Origin of the sequence: Agrobacterium sp. NPDC058088 (assembly GCF_042885035.1) — a bacterium.
Taxonomy (GTDB): domain Bacteria; phylum Pseudomonadota; class Alphaproteobacteria; order Rhizobiales; family Rhizobiaceae; genus Agrobacterium.
In genome coordinates this window covers 120,580-143,265 of record NZ_JBHVSU010000006.1, presented here as the reverse complement: position 1 = coordinate 143,265, position 22,686 = coordinate 120,580, and the positions used below count along the sequence as shown (strand labels likewise).

General features: G+C 59.0%; 20 protein-coding genes. 16 read left to right on the top strand and 4 right to left on the bottom strand.

Annotation, left to right across the window (positions count from 1 at the left end; all coding sequences use genetic code 11):
• Window positions 1–153: 153 nt before the first annotated feature.
• From ACFVTJ_RS17460 to ACFVTJ_RS17420, 9 genes are all read left to right on the top strand, one after another.
• Window positions 154–1,800, top strand: coding sequence for an ABC transporter ATP-binding protein (locus tag ACFVTJ_RS17460; protein WP_386909486.1), 1,647 nt, complete (start codon window positions 154–156; stop codon window positions 1,798–1,800).
• A 296-nt stretch (window positions 1,801–2,096) separates the two neighbouring features.
• A complete protein-coding gene (locus tag ACFVTJ_RS17455) occupies window positions 2,097–2,582 on the top strand; it encodes a MarR family winged helix-turn-helix transcriptional regulator (RefSeq protein ID WP_386909484.1) in 486 nt (161 codons plus the stop codon).
• Complete coding sequence (locus ACFVTJ_RS17450; protein ID WP_386909482.1) at window positions 2,582–3,292, top strand: SDR family NAD(P)-dependent oxidoreductase; 711 nt, start codon at window positions 2,582–2,584, stop codon at window positions 3,290–3,292. Before ACFVTJ_RS17455 ends, ACFVTJ_RS17450 begins: the two co-directional genes overlap by 1 nt.
• 1 nt (window position 3,293) lies before the next feature.
• Complete coding sequence (locus ACFVTJ_RS17445) at window positions 3,294–4,625, top strand: NAD(P)/FAD-dependent oxidoreductase (RefSeq protein ID WP_386909480.1); 1,332 nt, start codon at window positions 3,294–3,296, stop codon at window positions 4,623–4,625.
• A 140-nt stretch (window positions 4,626–4,765) separates the two neighbouring features.
• A complete protein-coding gene (locus tag ACFVTJ_RS17440) occupies window positions 4,766–6,427 on the top strand; it encodes a peptide ABC transporter substrate-binding protein (protein ID WP_386909478.1) in 1,662 nt (553 codons plus the stop codon).
• A gap of 123 nt (window positions 6,428–6,550) precedes the next feature.
• Window positions 6,551–7,501 (top strand): ABC transporter permease, encoded by a 951-nt coding sequence (locus ACFVTJ_RS17435; protein WP_386909477.1) that lies wholly within the window; start codon window positions 6,551–6,553, stop codon window positions 7,499–7,501.
• 42 nt (window positions 7,502–7,543) lie between these two features.
• Window positions 7,544–8,434, top strand: coding sequence for an ABC transporter permease (locus ACFVTJ_RS17430; RefSeq protein WP_386909475.1), 891 nt, complete (start codon window positions 7,544–7,546; stop codon window positions 8,432–8,434).
• Window positions 8,435–8,446: 12 nt separating this feature from the next.
• Window positions 8,447–9,772, top strand: coding sequence for an NAD(P)/FAD-dependent oxidoreductase (locus tag ACFVTJ_RS17425; RefSeq protein WP_386909473.1), 1,326 nt, complete (start codon window positions 8,447–8,449; stop codon window positions 9,770–9,772).
• Window positions 9,773–9,826: 54 nt separating this feature from the next.
• The gene (locus tag ACFVTJ_RS17420) at window positions 9,827–10,174 is read left to right on the top strand and encodes a cupin domain-containing protein (protein WP_386909471.1); all 348 of its coding nucleotides are present in this window, start codon (window positions 9,827–9,829) and stop codon (window positions 10,172–10,174) included.
• A gap of 81 nt (window positions 10,175–10,255) precedes the next feature.
• On the opposite strand, the gene soxG is transcribed toward ACFVTJ_RS17420, so the two are convergent.
• From soxG to ACFVTJ_RS17400, 4 genes are all read right to left on the bottom strand, one after another.
• Window positions 10,256–10,792, bottom strand: coding sequence for a sarcosine oxidase subunit gamma family protein (gene soxG, locus ACFVTJ_RS17415; protein ID WP_386909470.1), 537 nt, complete (start codon window positions 10,790–10,792; stop codon window positions 10,256–10,258).
• Complete coding sequence (locus ACFVTJ_RS17410; RefSeq protein WP_386909468.1) at window positions 10,785–13,748, bottom strand: sarcosine oxidase subunit alpha; 2,964 nt, start codon at window positions 13,746–13,748, stop codon at window positions 10,785–10,787. Before ACFVTJ_RS17410 ends, soxG begins: the two co-directional genes overlap by 8 nt.
• Entirely contained in the window at window positions 13,745–14,020 is a 276-nt protein-coding gene (locus ACFVTJ_RS17405; protein WP_386909466.1) for a sarcosine oxidase subunit delta family protein, read from the bottom strand. The genes ACFVTJ_RS17410 and ACFVTJ_RS17405 overlap by 4 nt, the downstream gene beginning before the upstream one ends.
• Before the next feature lie 76 nt (window positions 14,021–14,096).
• Window positions 14,097–15,347 (bottom strand): sarcosine oxidase subunit beta family protein, encoded by a 1,251-nt coding sequence (locus ACFVTJ_RS17400; RefSeq protein ID WP_386909464.1) that lies wholly within the window; start codon window positions 15,345–15,347, stop codon window positions 14,097–14,099.
• 91 nt (window positions 15,348–15,438) lie between these two features.
• Here ACFVTJ_RS17400 and ACFVTJ_RS17395 point away from each other — a divergent pair, with 91 nt between their 5' ends.
• The 7 genes from ACFVTJ_RS17395 (at window position 15,439) to purU (ending at window position 22,568) form a co-directional block, all read left to right on the top strand.
• On the top strand, window positions 15,439–16,419 hold the full coding sequence (locus tag ACFVTJ_RS17395) for a GlxA family transcriptional regulator (protein ID WP_386909462.1): 981 nt from the start codon (window positions 15,439–15,441) through the stop codon (window positions 16,417–16,419).
• 43 nt (window positions 16,420–16,462) lie between these two features.
• The gene (locus ACFVTJ_RS17390; RefSeq protein ID WP_386909460.1) at window positions 16,463–17,128 is read left to right on the top strand and encodes a helix-turn-helix domain-containing protein; all 666 of its coding nucleotides are present in this window, start codon (window positions 16,463–16,465) and stop codon (window positions 17,126–17,128) included.
• Window positions 17,129–17,224: 96 nt separating this feature from the next.
• Entirely contained in the window at window positions 17,225–18,130 is a 906-nt protein-coding gene (locus ACFVTJ_RS17385) for a glutamine amidotransferase family protein (protein WP_386909459.1), read from the top strand.
• 37 nt (window positions 18,131–18,167) lie between these two features.
• Window positions 18,168–18,854 (top strand): protein GlxC, encoded by a 687-nt coding sequence (locus ACFVTJ_RS17380; RefSeq protein ID WP_386909457.1) that lies wholly within the window; start codon window positions 18,168–18,170, stop codon window positions 18,852–18,854.
• 16 nt (window positions 18,855–18,870) lie between these two features.
• The gene (locus ACFVTJ_RS17375) at window positions 18,871–20,199 is read left to right on the top strand and encodes an FMN-binding glutamate synthase family protein (protein ID WP_386909455.1); all 1,329 of its coding nucleotides are present in this window, start codon (window positions 18,871–18,873) and stop codon (window positions 20,197–20,199) included.
• Between the two features lie 85 nt (window positions 20,200–20,284).
• On the top strand, window positions 20,285–21,592 hold the full coding sequence (glnT, locus tag ACFVTJ_RS17370; RefSeq protein WP_386909454.1) for a type III glutamate--ammonia ligase: 1,308 nt from the start codon (window positions 20,285–20,287) through the stop codon (window positions 21,590–21,592).
• A gap of 91 nt (window positions 21,593–21,683) precedes the next feature.
• On the top strand, window positions 21,684–22,568 hold the full coding sequence (purU, locus tag ACFVTJ_RS17365; protein ID WP_386909453.1) for a formyltetrahydrofolate deformylase: 885 nt from the start codon (window positions 21,684–21,686) through the stop codon (window positions 22,566–22,568).
• The last annotated feature ends 118 nt before the right edge of the window (window positions 22,569–22,686 follow it).

Genomic DNA, 22,686 nt, shown 5'->3' with positions numbered 1-22,686 from the left:
GTGGGTCAACCGACCCATCAGTGAAAAATCAAGAGCACCGATTTAGCGCGTCGTCGCCGCTGGACAATATAGTAGATATTGTCCACTATATTCTCTTCGGCGCATGACGCGTCGGCCAAGGCGAACAAAGTTACAAAAAACAAGGGGAACTTTATGTCGCATCCAACCACGTCGGCCGACGTGGTGCTTTCCGTTCGCAGTCTCACGGTGGATCTTCCGCCGGGAATGGAGCGCACTCACGCGGTCAAAGATATCTCGTTCGACCTGCATGCAGGTGAAATCCTGTGCATCATCGGTGAATCCGGATCCGGCAAATCCATCACCGCCAGCACGATCATGGGGCTTCTGTCGCCCGTAATCACCGTCAGTTCTGGCGAAATCCATTTCAAGGGAATGGATATACTAGCGGACAAAGAAGATAAAATTCGCCCGCTGCGTGGTCAGGCGGTGTCGATCATTTTCCAGGACCCGCTTTCAGCCCTAAATCCTTTGATGACAATCGGCGACCAGATCGCCGAGGTACTGCAGGCGCATGGCTATGGCACGCCGGAAACCCGCAAGACCAAGGTGCTGGAACTGCTTGAAGAGGTGGGTCTTCCCGACCCGCCGCTGATGCGGCTGCAATATCCGTTCCGGCTGTCCGGCGGGCAGCGTCAGCGCGTCATGATCGCCATGGCGCTGGCGCTCGATCCTGATGTGCTCATTGCCGACGAGCCGACGACGGCCCTCGACGTAACCACGCAGGCGCAGATCCTTGATCTCATCCGCAAGATACAGAAGCGGAAGAACATGAGCGTCATGTTCATCACCCATGATTTTGGCGTGGTCGCCGAGATTGCGGATCGCGTCGTGGTGATGGAAAAGGGATATCTCGTGGAGCAGGGAAGGGTAGATCAGGTTCTGGTCAATCCAACGCATCCCTATACCCAGCGGCTGGTTGCCGCGGTTCCGCGGATGCGCAACGCAGAGCGTCCGCTCAGTGAGGAAGCTCCCATCGTTCTCGAGGTTGAAAATCTCGAGAAGGAATATAGCAGTTCCGGCTCGTTTTTCCGCAAGGCCCGCATCGTCAAAGCGGTAAACGGTATCAGCTTCAAGCTCCGCAAGGGTCAGACGCTCGGCGTCGTCGGGGAAAGCGGGTCGGGCAAGTCTTCGCTCGGACGTGTCCTGCTCAAATTGCTGGAAGCGGATGGCGGCTCCATACACTTTGACGGCCGCGATATCGCTTCGATGGACGAAACGGCGTTTCGATCGTTACGGCCCTATATCCAGATGATCTTTCAGGACCCCTTCGCGTCGCTCAATCCACGCCACACGATCGGCAGGATTTTGACGATCGGTCCCATTGCCCACGGCATGGCTGTGCACGAGGCAAGAACCAAGGCCCTTGGAATGTTGAAGTTGGTGGGGCTGGATGAGCAGGCCTATGACCGTTACCCGCATGAATTTTCCGGCGGCCAGCGCCAGCGCGTCGGCATTGCCCGTGCCCTGATGTTCGATCCAGTCGTGCTTGTGGCCGACGAAGCGGTTTCTGCTCTCGACGTTTCCATACAGGCGCAGGTGCTGGAGCTTCTGGCACGCGTCCAACGGGAAATGAAGGTGGCGATGATCTTCATTACCCATGACCTGCGCGTTGCAAGCCAGATTTGCGACGATGTTCTTGTCATGCACAAGGGAACGGTGGTCGAACAGGGCCCACCGGCGCAAATCTTCCGCTCGCCGGCCCACCCTTATACCCAGAAACTCGTTGCCGCGATCCCGGGCGCGGACTGGGAGCCTGCGGCAACCGCCGTCGGCACTTAAGATCACAGTCTGACGAGCCGGGCCGGTTTGTCAGACTTTCGCATTGCGCGACATCAAAGACCGATTGTACCGCCGGATCATCCTGGACATCCGGCGGCGAAACGTTTTTGTTTTAAGTAATTGATATAAATCGAAAAAATCTGTTTTTTGCAGTAAAAAATAGTTGCGTTTGTCCACTAATTATTCTTTCATTAAGTCACAAAACTGAAATACGACATGGCCGAAAACCTGTATTGCGGCACGCCGGGAACGCGTGTGCGCCGATGCTGATCCTTGACCATGCGAACGGAAACTCCATGTCGAAACCATCTGAAAATCCGCCGACATCGCCCACCGACATCAATCTCGATGTGCTTGAAGACACGCTGAGCTTTTACATCCGCACGATCAACCTTGCCGTATCGCGTGATCTCGATGCCCGGCTGGACGGGCTGGATGTGGCAAAGGGAACCGGAAAGATCACGACGCTGCTGCTCGTTGATGACTACCCTGGCATCCGTCCGTCGGTGATCGCCCATCTGACTATGCGGGATCGGTCTGCAATGGGCAGGATTATCGACCAGATGGTGTCGCACGATCTTATCCGCCGGGAAGTGTCGCCGGAGGATAGTCGCGCCCAGGAGCTATACATCACAGAGGCCGGTTCGGCACTTGCAATAAAAGTTCGCGAAATCGTTCCGCAGCAATCGCGCGATTTCTTCAGTTTCATTCCGGAAGACGAGCAGAAACAGGTCATCGACATTCTGCGTCGTGCCTACCGGCATATTGTGGGGCTTCCATGATGACAAAAACGACGGGACGCGTGGCTCTCATATCAGGGGCAAACAGGGGGATAGGAGACCATGTCGCCGCTACGCTTCTCAGCGAAGGCTGGTCGGTATCGCTGGGCATGCGCAGCCCATCCCTGCCGCAATGGGCCGTGGGTCATGAGGCACGGGTCCATCTTGCGCATTATGACGCCTTTGACGTGACTTCCGAGGAGCGCTGGGCGGATGACGCCTTGCAGCGTTTCGGGCGTATCGATGCGGTCGTCGCCAATGCCGGCATCATGATCCCGAAGACAGTCATCGAAGCAGATGATGACGACATCGACGCCATGCTTGCGGTCAACGTCAAGGCGCCGCGACGGCTGGTGAAGGCCGCCTGGGATGCCTTGAGCGAAAGTGGCCGTGGCCGGGTCATCATCCTCGCTTCCCTCTCGGGCAAGCGGGTAAAGTCCGCATCGGCCGGTAGCTATTCTCTCTCCAAATTTGCGGCGGTCGCACTTGCGCATGCCATCCGTCAGGCGGGTTTCGAAAGCGGTGTGCGCGCGACAGCGGTATGCCCCGGTTTCGTCGCCACCGATATGGCGACCGCCCTGTCCGAACGGCCGGCCGACCAGATGACCCAGCCTGCCGATCTTGCCCGCATTATTGCCATGCTGCTGTCCCTGCCGAACGAGGCTTCCGTTGCCGAATTCGCCGTTAACTGCCAGCTCGAGGAGTTTTTCTGACATGCCCGGTCCTTATGTCGTTCCCGTCCATGGCGATGCGGAATTGCCGAAAGAAGTCGATGTCGTCGTCATTGGCGGCGGCATTATCGGCACCTCCACCGCGCTCGAACTTGTCGATCAGGGGCTGCGTGTCGCACTGTGCGAAAAGGGCGGGATTGGCCATGAACAATCCAGCCGCAACTGGGGCTGGGTGCGGATTTCCCGCCGCGACCCGCGCGAAGTGCCTTTGATGGCGGAATCGCTGCGCATATGGGCGGATCTCAATCGCCGCACGGGGCGAGAAACCGGTTTTAAGCGTTCCGGCATCGTGTTCACCTGTGCAAACGAAAAGGAATTTTCCGAGCACGAGCGCTGGAACCGCAATCTGGAAGGCTACCAGATTGAAAGCCGCATGCTGAGTGCAAAGGAATTCAAGGCGAAATATCCTGACTCCAACATGGATGTTGCCGGTGCGCTCTATACTGCCGGCGATTGCCGGGCCGAGCCGCAGCGCGCCGCCCCCGCCATCGCCGAGGCTGCCCGCGACCGTGGCGCCTTCATCCTGACCGAATGCGCCGTGCGCGGCCTGCAGCTTTCTGGCGGCAAAGTTTCGGGTGTCGTGACGGAGCGCGGCGAAATCGCCTGCAAGGCGGCAGTGATGGCGGGAGGGGCCTGGTCCAGCCTGTTCCTCGGCAATAACGGTCTCGACCTGCCGCAGCTCAAGGTCATGAATTCCGTGCTGCGCACCAAACCGCTGGAGGGCGGTCCGGAAGAGGCGATCTGGTCAAACGGTTTTGCCGTCCGCAAACGTCTGGACGGGGGATATACGATCGCCAACGGCTTCCAGAACATCGTCGATATCGTGCCGGCGTCGTTCCGTTATGCGCTGAAGTTCCTGCCGGCTCTGCGCCATGAATGGCGCTCGCTCGACCTGCGCCTCACCGGCCGTTTTTACGATGAGTGGCGCATCCCGCGCCGCTGGGCGCTCGATGAGGCTTCGCCCTTCGAGTATAACCGCGTGCTCGATCCGGTTCCGGCCATGGGCATGACGGACGGTGCCTTTGCCAAGCTGAAAAAGGCTTTTCCGGTCTTCGAAAAGGCCGAAATTTCCCAGCGCTGGGCGGGCATGATCGATGTGACGCCAGACGCCATTCCGGTCATCGACAGTATCGCCGCCATTCCAGGCTTCCATGTCGCAACCGGCTTTTCCGGCCATGGCTTCGGCATCGGCCCGGCGGCGGGAAAACTCATGGCTGATATCGTCACCGGCCGCGATCCGATTGTCGATCGTCGCGACTTCCGTTTCAGCCGCTTCAGCGACGGTTCGAAGATCGAGCTGGTCAGCGGCTTTTGACGTGACAAGCCCGGCGGCTTCGTGCCGCCGATCCTTTTGAAGCATGAGGCAGGCAACTGCTGATGGGAGTAGTAACCGTCCAGAGAGGCGGAAGCAAAAATAATCGTCGTGTTCAACCATCGGAACAAGGGGAACTAAAAATGTCCGACAAGAACAAGCCGCTTATGAATACCACCCGCCGCCAGGCGCTCGGCCTTTTGGCGCTCGGCGCATCCGGCGTCGTCCTTTCCGGCCTTCCGGGCTTCTCCCGTGCCATGGCGCAGGGCAAGGACGCCAAGGGCCAGTTGACGGTCGGCTTCTCGCAGGAGCCCACCGTCTTCAACCCGCATATGCCGCATATTGAAGTGGACGAAGGTATCCATTTCAGCATCTTCGACCCGCTGTTTTATGTTGACGAGAAGGGTGCCTTTGTCGCAGCTCTTGCCGCCGAAGTGCCGACAGTCGAAAACGGCGGCATTTCCGCCGATGGTCTCAACTGGAAGGTCAAGCTGCGCGACGGCGTGAAGTGGCACGACGGCAAGCCGTTCACCGCCGAAGACGTGAAGTTCACGCTTGAACTTCTGGTCGATCCCAATTTCCGGTCTTGGCGCAAGACCGGGCATGAGTTCGTGCGTGATCTGACGGTGGTTTCGCCCACGGAAATCACCTGGAGGATGGAGAAGCCCTTCGCTCCCTATCCCTCGATCCTTGCCTCCACCTTCATCACGCCGAAGCATCTTCTCGGCGCGGAAGCCGACCGCAATACAGCCGCCTATAACAACGCACCGGTTGGAACGGGCGCATTCAAATGGAAGGAACGCGTCGCGGGCGACTACATTCTTCTCGACGCCAATAAAGACTACTTCGGCGATGGTCCGCATATCGAGCGTCTGATTTACAAATATGTGCCTGACCTCAATGTCATGTACACCCAGTTCAAGACCGGCGACATCGACGTTGTGGGTCTGCAATGGATCACGCCCGACCATTATGACGAGGCGAAGGACCTTGCCGGCAAGGTGGTCAATGTCGTGCCGGGTTCAACGATCGAATCCCTGTCGTTCAACATGGAGCGCCCGCAGTTCAAGGACCCGGCGGTCAGAGAGGCGCTCTATGCGGCGATCGACAAACAGTCGATCATCGAGGCGCTTTATTACGGGCTACCGACACCCACCGAAAGCTACGTTCCTCAGCAGTCTTTCTATTACAATCCCGATCTTCCCAAGCATGAATACTCCATCGAGAAAGCCAAAAAGCTGCTCGATGATGCGGGCTGGGCTCCTGGCGCCGATGGCGTGCGCGCCAAGGATGGTGTGAAGCTCGCCTTCACCTGCTCCACGACGGCCGGCAACCATATCCGCGAGCAGGTTCAGCAATATATGCAGCAATCCTTCAAGGATATCGGCGTGGAAATGACCATTTCCAACCTGCCGCCGGCCGTCATGTGGGGTGACTACTGGATGCTGTCGAAGTTCGATTCGGTTATCGTCGGGCTCGACTTCCTGACCGGCCCGGACCCTGATACTTCAGACTTTTTCCGCTCCACCTCCAGCGGCGCGAAAGGCGGCTCGGGCCAGAACACCTGGCAATTCGTCAACAAGGACGTCGATGATCTCCTGGCCAAGGGCGGCAGCCTCTTCGTGCCGGAAGAACGCAAGACCGTCTACCTGAAGATCCAGGAGATCATGCGCAAGGAACTGCCGCTATTGCCGCTTTTCCAGTATGCAACGGTGCGTGGTCACAAGCAGGGCGTCGAAAACGTGACGCCAAACGTCAACACCCGCATCGATACGTGGAACGTTTCCACCTGGCGGGTGGCATAAAGCCTGCCGCACAGGGTTTCCCACCCGATCGAAGCGACGGTGCCGGCTTTGAAACAGCCGGCACTCTGACGGCTATTCGTGGATGGTTCTGAGCCAGTTCACGATGCGACCTGGAGCCTCAACATGCTGACCTTTCTTATCCATCGGATATGGCAGAGCCTCGTGCTTCTGCTGCTCGTCTCGATCATCGGTTTTGCGATCCTCAATCTGGCACCCGGCGGGCCATTGTCGCAATTTGCCCTGACGCCCGGCATGACGCGAGAGGCGCTCGACCGTATCGCCCACCAAATGGGCCTCGACCGGCCCCTGCCGGTGCAATATCTCGAATGGGCCTGGCGTCTCCTGCAAGGCGACTGGGGGAAATCCTATCGCGACCAGCGACCGGTTCTCGACATTATCTCCGGGCATCTGTTCGCGACGCTTCTGTTGATGGTCTCATCCACCGTCATATCCATCCTTGTCGGCACCTGGCTCGGCATCAAGGGGGCGACCAAACGCTATACGCTGTTCGATTACACCGCGACGGTCGGGGCAATGGTGGCGCTTTCCATTCCCACCTTCTGGTTCGGACTGGTGGCTATTTATGTTTTTGCGCTCAGGCTGAAATGGCTGCCGGCGGGCAACATGTATACGATCGGTGATCAGTCTTTTTATGATTATGCAATCCACTTGATCATGCCGAGCCTCGTGCTCGCCCTTGTCAACATCGCCGTCTGGAGCCGCTATATGCGCACCGCGACGCTTGATGTCATCAATCAGGATTTTGTCCGCACCGCCCGCGCCAAGGGGCTGACGCCACGCAGGGTGCTGATGAAACACGTCGTCGGCAATGCGCTTTTACCGATGATCACCCTTGCCGGTCTCCAGCTTCCGACGATCCTCGGGGGCGCGCTTGTCACCGAGACCGTCTTTACCTGGCCCGGCATGGGCCGCCTGTTCCTCGATAGCCTCGGTTATCACGACTATCCCGTCGTGATGGGACTGCTGATGTTTTCCGCCATCCTCGTGCTGCTGGGAAGCTTGCTCGCCGACCTCCTGGTCGCTCTCGTCGATCCCCGTATCCGGCTCGGATAGGGCCGGATCGAGGAAACGCCGCACCCAATCGAAGGAAAGACCATGTCCGCTGCAACACTTCATCCCTCACCGGCCACACCGCAATTCCGCTGGTGGCAGAACCGCACGCTGCGCCGTTTCGCCCGCCACAAGCTTGCCGTGCTCGGCCTCATCATGATCACCGTGATGATTTTCGCCTGCGTGGTCGGGCCCTATCTTCTGCCCTATGATGAACTTTTCATCGATCTGCGCGCCCGCTTTGCCCCACCGATGACCGGCTCCCATATTTTCGGTACCGATCCGCTCGGGCGTGACATCGCCGCGCGCCTATTCAACGCCGGCCGCATCTCGCTGCTGGTCGGGTTCTTTGCCATGGTGCTGTCGACGCTGATCGGCACCATCATCGGCGTGGTTGCCGGTTATTATGGCGGTCGCATCGGCGCAATATTGATGCGCTTCGTTGATGCGTTTCTGTCGTTTCCCAGCATCTTCCTGCTTCTGGCGCTTGCCGCCTTCGTCAAGCCCAGCCCGTTCATGATCACGGTCATCATCGCCGTCACCAGCTGGATGGAGATTGCCCGTCTGGTTGAGGCCGAAGTGCGGTCCTTGCGCGAGCGGGACTTCGTGATGGCGGCCCGCATGCTCGGCCTGCCCAATGGCTGGATCATGTTCCGCGAGCTGCTGCCAAACGCCGTTGGCCCCATCATTGTCGCCGCCACGCTCACGGTTGCGCGCGCCATTCTTCTCGAAGCCTATATCAGTTTCCTCGGCTATGGCATCCAGCCGCCGCTGCCGAGCTGGGGCAATATGCTGAACGGCGCGCAGCAATATCTCGACAAGGCGCCATGGCTCGCCATCGTGCCGGGCGTTGCCATCACCCTTGCCGTCACCAGCTTCAATTTCATCGGCGACGGCCTTCGTGATGCGCTCGATGCGCGCAGCGACCTGAACTGAGGGCATGGGCGAATGGTCTCGTTCTCACCCTTTGACGTGACGCTGTGGTATGCGACCGCAGCGTCCGCACCGCATACGGCGCCTCTTTCCGGTCGCATGCAGGCCGATGTCTGCATCGTCGGCGCGGGGTATACCGGCCTGACGACCGCGCTGGAGCTGGCGAAAACCGGCGTCAATGTGGTGCTTCTGGAGCGGCAGGAAATCGGCTTTGGCGGGTCCGGCCGCAATGCCGGGCATTGCACGCCGACCTTTACCCATTACAGCCTGCCCGAGCTGCGCAGCATGCTGGGTGAACCCTTTGCGGAACGATTGATCGAGCGGCAAACGCGAGCGAATGACCGCGTCTCAAGCATGATCCGCGACTATCAGATTGACTGCGAATGGGTGCAGAACGGTTATGTGATGGGCGCGCCACATAAGGGCGCTATGGAAGAGATCAGGCACAGGGTCGAGACCTATAATGCAGTGGGCGCTAAAACCCGGCTTCTCGATCGTGACGAGGTGGCGGCCATCACCGGCAGTCCGCGTTTTCACGGCGGCTGGCTGCATGAGGAGGCAGGCCATCTCAATCCGCTCGGTTACGCCCGCGGTCTCGGCCGGGCTGTGATCCAGGAACGCGGGAAGATATTCACCGGTACGACGGTAACGGGTTGCGAGCGCGACGTGAGCGGCGGCTGGAAGGTCAAGACGGAGGGTGGAGAGGTGATCGCGTCCAAAGTGATCTTTACCACCGGCGCTTATACGGTTGGCGGCTGGCCCAAGCTCGATCGCACCTTCAAGATCCAGCGCGTCTTCGTTGCCGCCACGCAAATCCTCTCCGAAGAGACACGCCGGACAGTCCTGCCGCAAAACACGACGATCCACGATGGCCGCGGTGACATCTATGTCTATAAATACAGTGCCGAAGGTCGGATTGTCGCATCAATGTTCCCCATGGGACGCCGTGGCCGCGACATGGCCTATACGCGACAAGTCATGAGCGAAAGGCTCAAATGGCTGCATCCCGAGCTTCGGGAAGAAATCCGCTGGGATTATTTCTGGTTCGGCGAACTCGACATGCAATATCGCACCGTTCCGCGCTTTTACGATCTGGCGCCGGGCGTCGTGGCTTTGACCGGTCTTTCCGGCCGCGGTGTGCCGACAGGCTCCATGCTCGGTTCCATTCTTTCGGAATGGGCGCTGGGCAAGCCCGAAAACGAGCTTGCCCTGAATTTGGAGCCCCTGAAGGCTGCGCCCTTCTACATGGGTTTCGCACCTAAAATGATGCTGCGCTACTACCGGCTGCGCGACAACATATCCACGAAACTGGCTGGGGCGGACCTGCCACCCCATGCCTGAACCAGCACAACCATCAGGCTCATGCCAACATTATACACAGCAAGGAGAATTACCATGACCATGCCGATTTTCAATATTTCCGATGACGTGGATCTTGTTCCGGCCATGCCGGCGCAAGGCCGGGACGGCGGCTCCTATCGCCGCCAGATATGGCAAGACCAGATCGAAAACGGCACGATCGTCGCGGTTTGGAAAGCCGAGCCCGGCATCTACAACTATCCGGGTCGCGACCTTGAGGAAACATTTGTCGTCATCGAAGGCGAGGCCATGTATTCGCAGGCTGAAGCCGAACCGGTGAAGATCGGTCCTGGATCGATTATCAGTATTGCCAAGGGCGTGCCAAGCCGTCTCCAAATCCTATCGCCGTTTCGCAAGCTCGCAACGATCGTGCCAAAGCCCTGATCTATTATTGGGGGGCGAACCAGAGCGTTGATTGCTTTCCATCGATGCTAATTGCCACGTTCGTGCCCCCGATTATGTGTCTCAACTGAACTCGAGGCTCATTCGGACAAGATCGTCCCAGAGACTTTCCGCGAAACCGCGCAGCACAATGATTTCAAAAACCTGTCCGTCGACGCGGGTGAGGTGGGCGGCGATGTGGCCGATTAGCGTCGTGGCGGAGTGTCCCACCGAGAAGGCGGCGAGAGATAGGTCGACCGCAGTGCCTTTGGCAAGAACCCGCTCGGCCATCTTGCCTTCAATGCGGATGCGAACCCGTCCTTGGCTCTGGTCAACACCCGTTGCCCGGGGCTCAAGGATCGCGAAAAGCGCCTTCATATCGGCGTGAGACAAAGGGTGTTCACCGACGATGAACCATTGGCCCGGTGAGACCGCGCGTACATCGCCTTTGGCAAGGTCGCGAAGGCGAAACTCCAGATCCGTCGCGTCGGGTGCGGCCAGAACGTGGATGATAGCGCTCTCCAGCAAAGGAGAGAGCTTGATGGCGGTGGAGGCAATCGCTCGCTTCGCGCCCAGCACCGGACGGAGCGTCGGCCGGAAGTCAGACTTAAAATCAGACATGGAGTTTCTCGTTTTGAGGATCGACAAAAACCGGGTTGCAAAGGCGGGCTTGGGTAAATTCGTTGCGCAGACCGTTCCAGACCATGATTTCCTCGCCATGCCGCGCAGCGCCATTCTTGACGAGTGCGAGACCGATGGTCGAACCTAGATGCGGTGAGAAAGCGCTGGAGGTCACATAACCCTGATCGTTCTCCAGCGTTGCCGCGGCCTCCTTCGCAAGAATATGCGAACCGGTGCGAAATGACTGTTTTGGATCAAGCGGCACGACGCCGACAAGGCTCGGACGGTCTGCGTCGGAGAGTCCCTCGCGCTCCAGCATCTGCCGGCCGATGAAATCGGCCTTCGTGGTCGAGACCATTTTACCGAAGCCGAGATCCGCCGGCACCACCGTGCCGTTGATTTCATTGTGGGTGACATGGCCTTTTTCGATGCGCAGCACACCAAGCGCCTCGACGCCATACGGCATGATACCCTGGGGCTTTCCTGCTTCCATCAGCGCATCGGCGACGCTTTCACCATAGCCGGCCGGGACGGCGAGCTCAAAGGCCAATTCACCGGAGAAGGAGATCCGGAACAGGCGTCCGTGCAGTTGCCCGCCAAACAGGGAGACTTCCCGCGCTGCAAGGAAAGGAAAAGCTTCATCGGAAATATCTTCATCGACGATTCTTTGCAGAATGGTGCGTGCCTTCGGTCCCGCAATCGCCATCTGCGCCCATTGGTCGGTGACGGAGGCAAGCCGCACGTCGAGATCAGGCCAGAGCGCCTGCGCACAGAATTCCAGATGGTTCATGACGCCCGCCGCATAAGCGGTGGTGGTGGTCATGAAGAAGCGGTTTTCCTCCAGCCGGCTGGTGGTGCCGTCGTCATAGATCATGCCGTCTTCACGCAGCATCAGGCCATAACGCGCCTTGCCGACCGGCAGTTTGAGGAAAGCGTTGCAATAGACCCGGTTAAGGAATTCCGCGGCGTCCTTGCCACAGATTTCGATCTTGCCGAGCATCGACACGTCGCAGAGCCCGGCATTCTTGCGCACATTCAAAACCTCACGGTCGACGCTTTCCCGCCAGCCGTTTTCGCCTTCGCGAGGAAACCAGGAGGAGCGATACCAGAGACCGGTTTCGACGAAGACCGCACCATTTTTTTCGGCCCAGCCATGCAGCGGCGATTTGCGTACCGGCTGGAAGTGCTGGCCATGATAGGCCCCGGTCAGTGCCCCGAAGGAGACGGGCGTATAAAACGGCCGGAATGTCGTGGTGCCGACCTCCGCCGGGGAGATACCACGCGCTTCGGCCAGCAGCCCGATGGCATTGACGTTCGAAAGCTTGCCCTGATCCGTCGCCATGCCGTTCGTGGTGTAGCGTTTGGCGAGTTCGACGTGGCCATAACCTTCACGGATGGCAAGGCCGAGATCCTTGCGGTGAACGTCGTTCTGGTAATCGACAAAGGCTTTCGCCTTGATGCCGGGAATCGTCCAGAGCGGCTTTGCAGGCGGGGCCACGATATCGTTTTCCACCGTGCCGAATGTCGGTGCGGTTGAGGCAAAGCCGAGGCCTTCTGCCAGTTCCGCACCTTTTCGCGCGCCATTATCCAGGCAGGCGGCGATACCGTTTATTGCAGAAACCGAGCCCGCGAGTTCCAGCCCCTTGAGATTGCCGGGCGCCAGGAAAGCGGCATGGTCTTCCGACCAGACCGGCTTGCCGCCGCGATGGCAGGCGAGATGGATGATGGGGCTGAAGCCGCCCGACATGGCCAGCGCATCGACATTTAGGCTCTCCGCGCGGCCATTCGCATAAACCTCGATGGCGGAAAGCGCCTTGCCACCCTTCGCATTCGAAACGACGCCACCCTTGATGACGCGTGCCTTGCCGTCATAGATCGGATTGCCCTGCTTACGGCTGTCGATGATGGCGGTAATCGCGACGCCCTGCGCCTCCAGATCGCGGGCAAGCGCATAACCGCTGTCGTTCGTGGTGAAAATTGCCGTCGCCGTGCCGGGGCTTACGGCATAACGGTTGAGATAGCTGCGCATCGCGCCGGCCATCATGACGCCGGGAATATCATTGCCGCCGAAGACAAGCGGCCGTTCTTCCGCACCGGTGGCCAGCAGGGCTCGTTTGGCGACGATGCGCCACAGGCGTTCCACGGGCACGTGCGCTTTCGGATCGGAGAGATGTTTTTGCACCCGCTCCACCGCGCCAAAGACATTGCCGTCATACCACCCGAAAGCCGTGGTTCGCGTCAGCACCGTGACATTGGACAGGGTTTCGAGCTCGGCAACACATTGCGCCGCGAAATCCGCAGCGCTTTTGCCACCGATGGTGGCGGTTTCGGAAAGAAGACCGCCGCCAGCCGAAGAATGTTCATCGACCATGATGACGCGCGCCCCGGCGCGGCCAGCCGCAAGAGCGGCGGCGAGCCCCGCCGGGCCGGAACCGATCACCAGCAGGTCGCAATGTGCCCAGCATTTGTCATAGGAATCCGGATCCGCCTCATAACTCGCCTTGCCGAGACCGGCTGCTTTACGGATGAAGGGCTCATATATCTTTTCCCAGAAGGCGGCGGGCCACATGAAGGTCTTGTAATAGAACCCCGCGCCGAGGAACGGGGAGAGAAGACCGGTCAATGCGCCTATATCGAAATCAAGAGAGGGCCAGCGGTTCTGGCTTCTGGCTTCCAGCCCGGCATAAAGCTCCTGCATGGTGGCGCGGGTGTTCGGCTCCGTGCGCCCGCCGCTGCCGATCGTCATCAGCGCGTTCGGCTCGGCTGCGCCCGCCGTCAATAGACCGCGCGGGCGATGATATTTGAAACTGCGGCCAACGAGTTTCTGACCATTGGCGAGCAGTGCGGAGGCAAGGCTGTCACCCTCCAGGCCCGACATCAGCTTGCCGTCGAAGGTGAAGGGAAGTGGCTTGGAGCGGTTGATCAGACCGCCGGTCTTCAGACGGTGAGAGTTCATGCGCTTGTCACTTTTGTCTTGTCGGCGGCGTCGCGGCAGGCGGATATTTGGTGGGTGACGGTGTCGCGGGCGACGACCAGCCAGCGGCGGCAGCCGGATGTGTGGTGCCAATATTCGTCATAGGCCCCGCGCGGATTGTCGCGCAGATAGACATAATCGAACCATTCCTCCGTGCCGGCATCGGCGGCGGGCCTTTGAAGGACCGCGCCCTTGATGGTGAATTCTTCCTTCGGTCTTGGCCCGCAATGCGGGCAGGGGACGAGACTTGCCATTTCAGATGTCCTTGCTCCGCGAGATTTAGGGACGGCGAAAATTGTGAACGGTTTTCGCCTGAAATCCGCTACAGATTTAGTGAAGGTTAGGCTGTGCGCCCTGGCCCTTTTCATCAATGAGATAACCGCGCCGGAAGCGGTCCAGCCGGAAGGCGGTCGCCGTTTCCTGCGGTGTGCCGCGCGCCAGCAGATGGGCGAAGCAGAAACCGGAAGCAGGCGTCGCCTTGAAGCCGCCGTAGCACCAGCCAGCGTTAAGGTAGAGATTGTCGATCGGTGTCTGGTCGATGATCGGCGAACCATCCATGGACATATCCATGATGCCGCCCCAAGAGCGCAGGACCCTGACGCGGGAGAGAGCGGGGATCATTGCCTTGCCCGCTTCCGCCACATGTTCGACCGTGGCCAGATTGCCGCGCTGGGCATAGGAATTGTAGCCGTCTATATCGCCGCCGAAGACGAGGCCGCCCTTGTCCGATTGCGAGACGTAAAAATGGCCCGCACCGAAGGTGACGACGCCGTCGATGAAGGGCTTCAGCCCTTCGGAGACGAAAGCCTGCAGCACGTGACTTTCGATTGGCAGTTTCAGCCCGGCCATGCTGGCCACCTGTGAAGAATTACCCGCCGCCGCCAGTGCCAGCTTCCCGCAGCCAATAAAGCCCCGGCTGGTTTCCACACCCGTCACTTTGCCGTTTTCCCGGCGAATACCCGTCACTTCGCAGCCCTGAATGATATCGACGCCCCGGCTGTCTGCGCCGCGTGCATATCCCCATGCTACAGCATCATGCCGCACCGTGCCGCCGCGCTTTTGCAGCAGGCCGCCCTGAATAGGAAAGCGGGCATTATCGAAATCGAGAAACGGCAGCATGGCCTTTACCGAGGCGCGGTCCAGCAACTCGGCATCGACGCCGTGCAGACGCATGGCATTGCCGCGCCGTGTATAGGCGTCACGCTGCGCATCCGAATGAAAGAGATTGAGCACACCGCGCTGGGAAACCATGGCATTGAAGTTGAAATCCTGCTCCAGCCCTTCCCAGAGCTTCATCGAAAGCTCGTAGAAGGGATTATTGCCGGGCAGCAGGTAGTTGGAGCGGATGATCGTGGTGTTTCGGCCAACATTGCCGGAACCGATGTAGTTTTTCTCCAGCACGGCGACATTCGTTATGCCGAATTCCTTGGCAAGATAATAGGCGGTCGCCAGTCCGTGGCCGCCGCCGCCCACGATGATAACGTCGTAGTGCGGCTTGGGCGCGACATCCCGCCACGCGGGTTTCCATCCCTTGTTGCCGAATAGGCCGTTCTTGAAAATGGAAAAAGCGGAATAGCGCATCTGGCCTGCCTCGAAATATCTTGGTTCAAGCCTAACCCCGCCGACTGAATTCACATTGCAGAAAAGAGACATTATGAATTAGGAATGAGCCATGACGATTGCCGAGCAGAAAAGCACCCGGCGTGTTGGTTTTATCCTTGTGCCGAATTTTGCGCTGATGTCCTACGCTTCAGCGACAGAACCGTTGCGGGCCGCCAATCTCATCGCCGGGACCGATCTATATGAGGTCGTGCCTTTGTCCTTCTCTGGTGAAGCCATCAGAAGCTCGTCGGGAATTGTCGTCCACTGCCAGTCACTCGCCACGGTAGGCGATCGATGCCATACGATCTTCGTCTGTGCCGGCGGTGGGCCGCAGGACTGGGTTTTGGGGGAAGGGGCGTTTGGCATGCTGCGGCGGCTGGCGCGCCAAGGCGTCAGGATTGGTGGCATTTCCAGCGGTGCTTACCTGCTGGCCGCCGCAGGCCTGCTGGATAATCGCGATTTTACCATTCACTGGGAACACGCGCCAGTGCTTATGGAAGCATTCGCCCATCTCACGCCCAGACAGGCCCGCTTCGTCATTGATGGAGATCGCATTACCTGTGCTGGCGGTGTCGCCCCTCTCGACATGATGCATTCAATGATTTCGCAGAGAATGGGCGCGCATTTCGCGCGTCGTGTCAGCGACTGGTATCTGCACACGGCGGTTGCTCAGTCCGAAGCGCCGCAGCGTGGCTCCTCGGCCGAACGTCACGGCACCAATCATCCGGCCTTGCTGACCGTGCTTGAAAAAATGGAAGCGACCATTGAGAGCCCCCTCGACCGGCAGACGATGGCTAAACTGGCGGGAACCAGCATGCGCCACCTCGACCGGCTCTTCTCGACCCGTCTGAAGTCGAGTTTTCTTGCAACCTATCTCGCCATCCGGCTCGATCACGCGCGGCGATTGCTGGAGCAAAGCCCACTTTCGATAGCGGAAGTGGCCTTCGCCACAGGCTTTTCCAGTGCAAGTCATTTTTCCCGACATTTCAAGTCACGCTTCGGCCAGTCGCCCAACGCGCTGCGTCGCAAGATTTCCTCCGAATTAAAATAGATTTCCTGTAAGGAAGGAAATCTATGTAATTCCGGAGGACCCGATGGCCAAGGACACCACCATTACCGAGCAGGCGCAGTTCCTGTCACAGGACCCGCATGCCGTTCGTGAGCCGAGGGTCAACAATCTGGAAATGGCCATCGGCCACGAAGTGCGCGCCTATCGCAAGAAGCTGGGGATCACCGTGACCGATCTCGCCTCAGCCACGGGCGTCTCCGTGGGCATGCTTTCCAAGATCGAGAATGGCAATATTTCCCCCTCGCTCACCACGCTTCAAACACTCTCCAAGGCCTTGGGCGTGCCGATTACCGCCTTCTTTCGCGGCTTCGAAGAGCCGCGAAGCGCCACTTTCGTCAAAGCTGGTCAGGGCGTGAATATCGACCGCAGAGGCACCCGTGCGGGCCATCAATACAGTCTTCTCGGCCATATCGACAACAATACCAGCGGCGTCACGGTCGAGCCTTATCTCATTACGCTGACGACGGACTCGGATGTATTTCCAACCTTCCAGCATGAGGGAATGGAGTTTCTCTACATGCTGGAGGGAGAGGTGGTCTATCGCCACGGCGAACAGCTTTTCACCATGCAGACGGGGGACAGTCTGTTTTTCGATGCCGATGCGCCGCATGGCCCGGAAGAACTGGTGAAGTTGCCCGCACGTTATCTGTCGATCATTTCCTATCCGCAAAGGCGGGGTCCTTCCGATTGAAGATTTGCCTTAGAAGAAAAAAATATTCCTTATAGTTGACGCTCTGGAATTCCATATGTTAAGCCTTGGTTCAGAAACGAACGGAGGTGCCTGTCGATGTGCGGCATTGTTGGACTATTCCTGAAAGACAAAAGCCTTGAACCGCAGCTGGGTCAGCTGCTCTCGGACATGCTGGTCACAATGACCGACCGTGGACCGGATTCGGCCGGCATCGCGATCTATGGAAATGCTGCTGATGGCCGGGCAAAAGTGACCATCCAGTCGGCCGATCCTGCGGCGGATTTTTCAAATCTTGCCGAGACGTTGAAGGACAACGGCGTTGAAGCCTCGGTTGCGGTTAAAAGCACTCATGCGGTTCTGGATATCCCTGCGGACAAGCTCACGGAAATTCGCTCGGTCCTTTCTGCCATTCGTCCGAATGTGCGCGTCATGGGCTCCGGCGACAGCGTCGAAATCTATAAGGAAACTGGCCTGCCAAAGGACGTGGTCACCCGCTTTGACGTGCGCTCCATGGCCGGCACCCACGGCATTGGCCACACCCGCATGGCGACAGAATCGGCAGTGACGACGCTTGGCGCGCATCCCTTCTCCACCGGCGCCGATCAGTGCCTGGTGCATAATGGTTCGCTCTCAAACCACAACAATCTGCGCCGAGAACTGGTGCGCGAAGGCATGACGTTCGAGACCCAGAACGACTCCGAAGTGGCGGCCGCCTATCTCACGGCGGAAATGGCCAAGGGCAAGGATCTGGGCGAGGCGCTGACAGGCGCGCTTGATGATCTAGACGGCTTCTTCACTTTTGTCGTCGGCACTAAATCCGGTTTCGGCGTGGTGCGTGATCCCATCGCCTGCAAGCCGGCCGTCATGGCCGAGACCGACCAATATGTCGCTTTCGGTTCGGAATACCGCGCTCTGGTGAACCTGCCGGGCATCGAAAATGCCCGCGTATGGGAGCCGGAACCGGCGACCGTCTATTTCTGGGACCATGAAAAGGCCGCCTGAGACCCATCATCGGCGCCCGTTTTGAAAGTCATAATCCATGCCAGTCTTCGATCTCTCCCACACGCCTTTGCGTGAACTGAATAGCGCACTTCACGGCCTTTCCTCCGGTGTCAACGATACCGAATTTGAAGTCGTCAATCCGCGCGGCCACCATGCCGTCGCCGTTGGTATCGACAGTCCCGTGACCGTCGATGTGCGCGGTTCGGTCGGATATTATTGCGCCGGCATGAATGATGGCGGTACCGTCACCGTTCACGGTTCGGCCGGCCCGGGTGTGGCGGAAAACATGATGTCCGGCACCGTCGTCATCGAGGGCGACGCCTCTCAATATGCCGGCGCCACCGGTCGCGGCGGGCTTCTCGTCATCAAGGGCAATGCCGCTTCCCGTTGCGGTATTTCCATGAAGGGCATCGATATCGTCGTGAAGGGCAATATCGGCCATATGTCTGCCTTCATGGGCCAGTCCGGCCATCTCGTCGTCTGCGGCGATGCAGGCGATGCGCTGGGCGACAGCCTTTATGAGGCGAAACTGTTCGTGCGTGGATCGGTGAAGAGCCTCGGTGCGGATTGCATCGAAAAGGAAATGCGCCCGGAACATCTCGAAAAGCTTGCCGAACTCCTCGAAAGGGCCGGCGTTACGGATGTCAGCCCCGCTGAGTTCAAGCGCTACGGCTCCGCCCGTACGCTCTATAATTTCAACATCGACAACGCCGACGCGTATTGAGGCGAGGGATATTCAGATGAGCTATCACAACCCCTTAACCCCGCCGCGTAAATCCGCAACCTTTGACGATCATACGCTGGCGGAAATCCGCCGCGCGGCGGCGACCGGAATTTACGACATTCGCGGGGCGGGCACCAAGCGCAAGGTGCCGCATTTCGATGACCTGCTTTTTCTCGGTGCTTCCATCTCGCGTTACCCGCTCGAGGGGTATCGTGAAAAATGCGATACCACCGTCACACTGGGAACGCGTTTCGCCAAGAAGCCGATCACGCTGAAAACGCCGATCACCATTGCCGGCATGAGTTTTGGCGCGCTTTCGGGCAACGCCAAGGAAGCCCTTGGCCGTGGCGCGACCATTGCCGGCACGTCCACCACGACGGGCGATGGCGGCATGACGGACGAGGAGCGTGGCCACAGCCAGACGCTGGTTTACCAGTATCTGCCATCCCGTTACGGCATGAACCCGAAAGACCTGCGCCGTGCGGACGCCATCGAGGTCGTGGTCGGCCAGGGCGCGAAGCCGGGCGGTGGCGGTATGTTGCTTGGCCAGAAGATTTCCGATCGCGTCGCCAATATGCGCAACCTGCCGAAAGGTATCGACCAGCGCTCCGCCTGCCGTCACCCTGATTGGACCGGCCCTGACGATCTGGAAATCAAGATCCTCGAACTGCGCGAAATTACCGACTGGGAAAAGCCGATCTATATCAAGGTCGGCGGCGCGCGCCCCTATTACGACACGGCGCTCGCGGTGAAGGCCGGTGCCGATGTGGTGGTGCTTGATGGCATGCAGGGCGGCACGGCGGCCACGCAGGATGTCTTTATCGAAAATGTCGGCATGCCGACACTCGCCTGCATTCGCCCCGCCGTTCAGGCGCTTCAGGATCTCGGGATGCACCGCAAGGTGCAACTGATCGTCTCCGGCGGCATCCGTTCGGGTGCTGATGTTGCAAAGGCGCTGGCGTTGGGTGCGGATGCGGTCGCCATCGGCACGGCGGCGCTGGTGGCGCTCGGCGACAATGATCCGAAGTGGGAAGAGGAATACCAGAAACTCGGCACCACGGCCGGCGCTTACGATGACTGGCACGAGGGCAAAGACCCAGCCGGCATCACCACGCAGGATCCGGAACTTGCGGCGCGCCTCGATCCCGTCGCCGCTGGCCGTCGGCTTGCCAATTATCTGAAGGTCATGACGCTCGAGGCGCAGACCATCGCGCGTGCCTGCGGCAAGAACCATCTCCATAATCTGGAGCCGGAAGATCTGGTGGCGCTGACGATGGAGGCTGCCGCCATGGCGCAGGTTCCGCTGGCGGGAACCAACTGGTTCCCGGGCAAAGGCAGCTTTTAGGCCATAAAGAACGGGCGGGCGCATTTGGGAGGATGTGCCCGTCTTTTTTCAATGAAGTGTCTGATACCAAAAAAAGGGGAATGACGTGACACTGGACCTCTCCAAATTTGCTGCCGACAAGGGCATCAAATATTTCATGATCAGCTATACCGATCTCTTCGGTGGCCAGCGCGCCAAACTGGTGCCGGCAGAAGCGATCGCAGACATGCAGAAGGATGGCGCGGGTTTTGCCGGTTTCGCCACCTGGTTTGATCTGACGCCTGCCCATCCCGATCTTTTTGCCGTGCCGGATGCCTCTTCGGTCATCCAGCTTCCCTGGAAGAAGGATGTCGCCTGGGTCGCTGCCGATTGTGTCATGGAAGACCAGCCGGTGGAGCAGGCGCCGCGTGTGGTCCTGAAAAAGCTTATCGCGGAGGCGGCAGGCGAGGGGCTGAGGGTCAAGACGGGTGTCGAGCCGGAATTTTTTCTGATTTCGCCTGATGGTGCGAAAATCTCCGACGACTACGATACGGCGGAAAAACCCTGCTACGACCAGCAGGCCGTCATGCGACGTTACGATGTGATCGCCGAGATTTGCGATTACATGCTCGAGCTTGGATGGAAGCCCTATCAGAACGACCATGAGGACGCGAATGGCCAGTTCGAGATGAACTGGGAATATGATGACGCGCTGCAGACCGCCGACAAACATTCCTTTTTCAAGTTCATGGTGAAGTCCGTTGCCGAAAAGCACGGACTGCGTGCCACCTTCATGCCCAAACCGTTCAAGGGGCTGACCGGCAACGGTTGCCATGCCCATATCTCGGTGTGGGACCTCGACGGCAAGGTCAATGCCTTCGCTGACAAGGAAATGCCCTTTGGACTGTCGGTCAAGGGCAAGACCTTTCTCGGCGGCATCATGAAACACGCGTCCGCGCTTGCGGCCGTCACCAATCCGACAGTCAATTCATACAAGCGCATCAACGCCCCCCGCACCATTTCGGGCGCGACCTGGGCACCGAATACGGTGACCTGGACCGGCAATAACCGCACCCATATGGTGCGCGTGCCGGGGCCGGGGCGGTTTGAACTGCGCCTGCCGGATGGTGCGGTGAACCCCTATCTGCTGCAGGCCATCATCATCGCTGCCGGTCTCTCCGGTGTCCGTTCCAAGGCAGATCCTGGCCGGCACTACGATATCGACATGTATCGTGAAGGCCATACCGTCACGGACGCACCGAAGCTGCCACTCAATCTTCTCGATGCGCTACGCGAATATGAGAAGGATACGGTGTTGCAGCAGGCGCTCGGCATGGAGTTCTCGAAGGCCTATCTGAAGCTCAAGCAGAGTGAGTGGAACAGCTATTGCGCGCAGTTCACCGCCTGGGAGCATCAAACCACGCTCGACGTCTGAGCCCGGTTTTTCCCCGCCGCCCTTGCGGCTTTTCCCGCGCGCGTCAAAACCGCGCGGGCTTTTCCCATATCGATGACAGAGAGATCGCGAGATGACGAACTTCGTCCTGACCGTAACATGCAAATCCACCCGTGGCATCGTTGCCGCCCTTTCAGGTCTTCTGGCGGAGAAAGGCTGCAACATCGTCGACAGTTCGCAGTTCGACGATCTCGGCACCGGTCGCTTTTTCATGCGTGTGGGTTTCATCTCCGAGGAAGGTGCGACGCGGGATGAGCTGATGGCGGGGCTCGCGCCGATTTCGAAGACATTCGGCATGGAAGTGGCGCTGCATAATCAGGCTGAGCGAATGAAGGTTCTGCTGATGGTCTCGCGCTTCGGCCATTGCCTCAATGACCTGCTCTATCGCTGGCGCATCGGAGCCTTGCCGATTGACATCGTCGGTGTCGTCTCCAACCATTTCGATTACCAGAAGGTGGTCGTCAATCACGACATTCCCTTCCATCACATTCCGGTGACGAAGGAAAACAAGCCGCAGGCGGAAGCCCGGATCATGGAGATCGCGGAAAGTACCGGCACGGAACTTGTCGTTCTGGCGCGCTACATGCAGGTGCTTTCCGACACGATGTGCGAGGCCATGTCTGGCAAGATCATCAATATACATCATTCCTTCCTCCCGTCGTTCAAGGGCGCAAACCCTTACAAGCAGGCCTATCAGCGCGGTGTGAAGCTGATCGGTGCGACGGCCCATTATGTGACCGCCGATCTGGATGAAGGGCCGATCATCGAGCAGGACACCGTTCGCATCACCCATGCCCAGTCGGCCGATGATTATGTCTCGCTCGGCCGTGACGTGGAGGCGCAGGTGCTGGCGCGAGCCATACACGCCCATATTCATCGACGCGTGTTTTTAAACGGCAGCCGGACGGTGGTGTTTCCGCCCAGTCCCGGTTCTTATGCGTCGGAAAGGATGGGATGAGGCCTTCCGGCCGGTCAGGTTGACGGCCGCGCGTGGGCTGTTGCCATAAAGGAGATGCGCAGCTAAATAAGTTGGTACGCCATAATATCAAGAGCCAGAACCTGCTTCTGCGCGCGAG

Coding starts and splice junctions, on each gene's coding strand:
- ACFVTJ_RS17460 (WP_386909486.1), top strand. CDS start 154: ATGTCGCATCCAACCACGTCGGCCGACGTGGTGCTTTCCGTTCGCAGT.
- ACFVTJ_RS17455 (WP_386909484.1), top strand. CDS start 2,097: ATGTCGAAACCATCTGAAAATCCGCCGACATCGCCCACCGACATCAAT.
- ACFVTJ_RS17450 (WP_386909482.1), top strand. CDS start 2,582: ATGACAAAAACGACGGGACGCGTGGCTCTCATATCAGGGGCAAACAGG.
- ACFVTJ_RS17445 (WP_386909480.1), top strand. CDS start 3,294: ATGCCCGGTCCTTATGTCGTTCCCGTCCATGGCGATGCGGAATTGCCG.
- ACFVTJ_RS17440 (WP_386909478.1), top strand. CDS start 4,766: ATGTCCGACAAGAACAAGCCGCTTATGAATACCACCCGCCGCCAGGCG.
- ACFVTJ_RS17435 (WP_386909477.1), top strand. CDS start 6,551: ATGCTGACCTTTCTTATCCATCGGATATGGCAGAGCCTCGTGCTTCTG.
- ACFVTJ_RS17430 (WP_386909475.1), top strand. CDS start 7,544: ATGTCCGCTGCAACACTTCATCCCTCACCGGCCACACCGCAATTCCGC.
- ACFVTJ_RS17425 (WP_386909473.1), top strand. CDS start 8,447: ATGGTCTCGTTCTCACCCTTTGACGTGACGCTGTGGTATGCGACCGCA.
- ACFVTJ_RS17420 (WP_386909471.1), top strand. CDS start 9,827: ATGACCATGCCGATTTTCAATATTTCCGATGACGTGGATCTTGTTCCG.
- soxG (WP_386909470.1), bottom strand. CDS start 10,792: ATGTCTGATTTTAAGTCTGACTTCCGGCCGACGCTCCGTCCGGTGCTG.
- ACFVTJ_RS17410 (WP_386909468.1), bottom strand. CDS start 13,748: ATGAACTCTCACCGTCTGAAGACCGGCGGTCTGATCAACCGCTCCAAG.
- ACFVTJ_RS17405 (WP_386909466.1), bottom strand. CDS start 14,020: ATGGCAAGTCTCGTCCCCTGCCCGCATTGCGGGCCAAGACCGAAGGAA.
- ACFVTJ_RS17400 (WP_386909464.1), bottom strand. CDS start 15,347: ATGCGCTATTCCGCTTTTTCCATTTTCAAGAACGGCCTATTCGGCAAC.
- ACFVTJ_RS17395 (WP_386909462.1), top strand. CDS start 15,439: ATGACGATTGCCGAGCAGAAAAGCACCCGGCGTGTTGGTTTTATCCTT.
- ACFVTJ_RS17390 (WP_386909460.1), top strand. CDS start 16,463: ATGGCCAAGGACACCACCATTACCGAGCAGGCGCAGTTCCTGTCACAG.
- ACFVTJ_RS17385 (WP_386909459.1), top strand. CDS start 17,225: ATGTGCGGCATTGTTGGACTATTCCTGAAAGACAAAAGCCTTGAACCG.
- ACFVTJ_RS17380 (WP_386909457.1), top strand. CDS start 18,168: ATGCCAGTCTTCGATCTCTCCCACACGCCTTTGCGTGAACTGAATAGC.
- ACFVTJ_RS17375 (WP_386909455.1), top strand. CDS start 18,871: ATGAGCTATCACAACCCCTTAACCCCGCCGCGTAAATCCGCAACCTTT.
- purU (WP_386909453.1), top strand. CDS start 21,684: ATGACGAACTTCGTCCTGACCGTAACATGCAAATCCACCCGTGGCATC.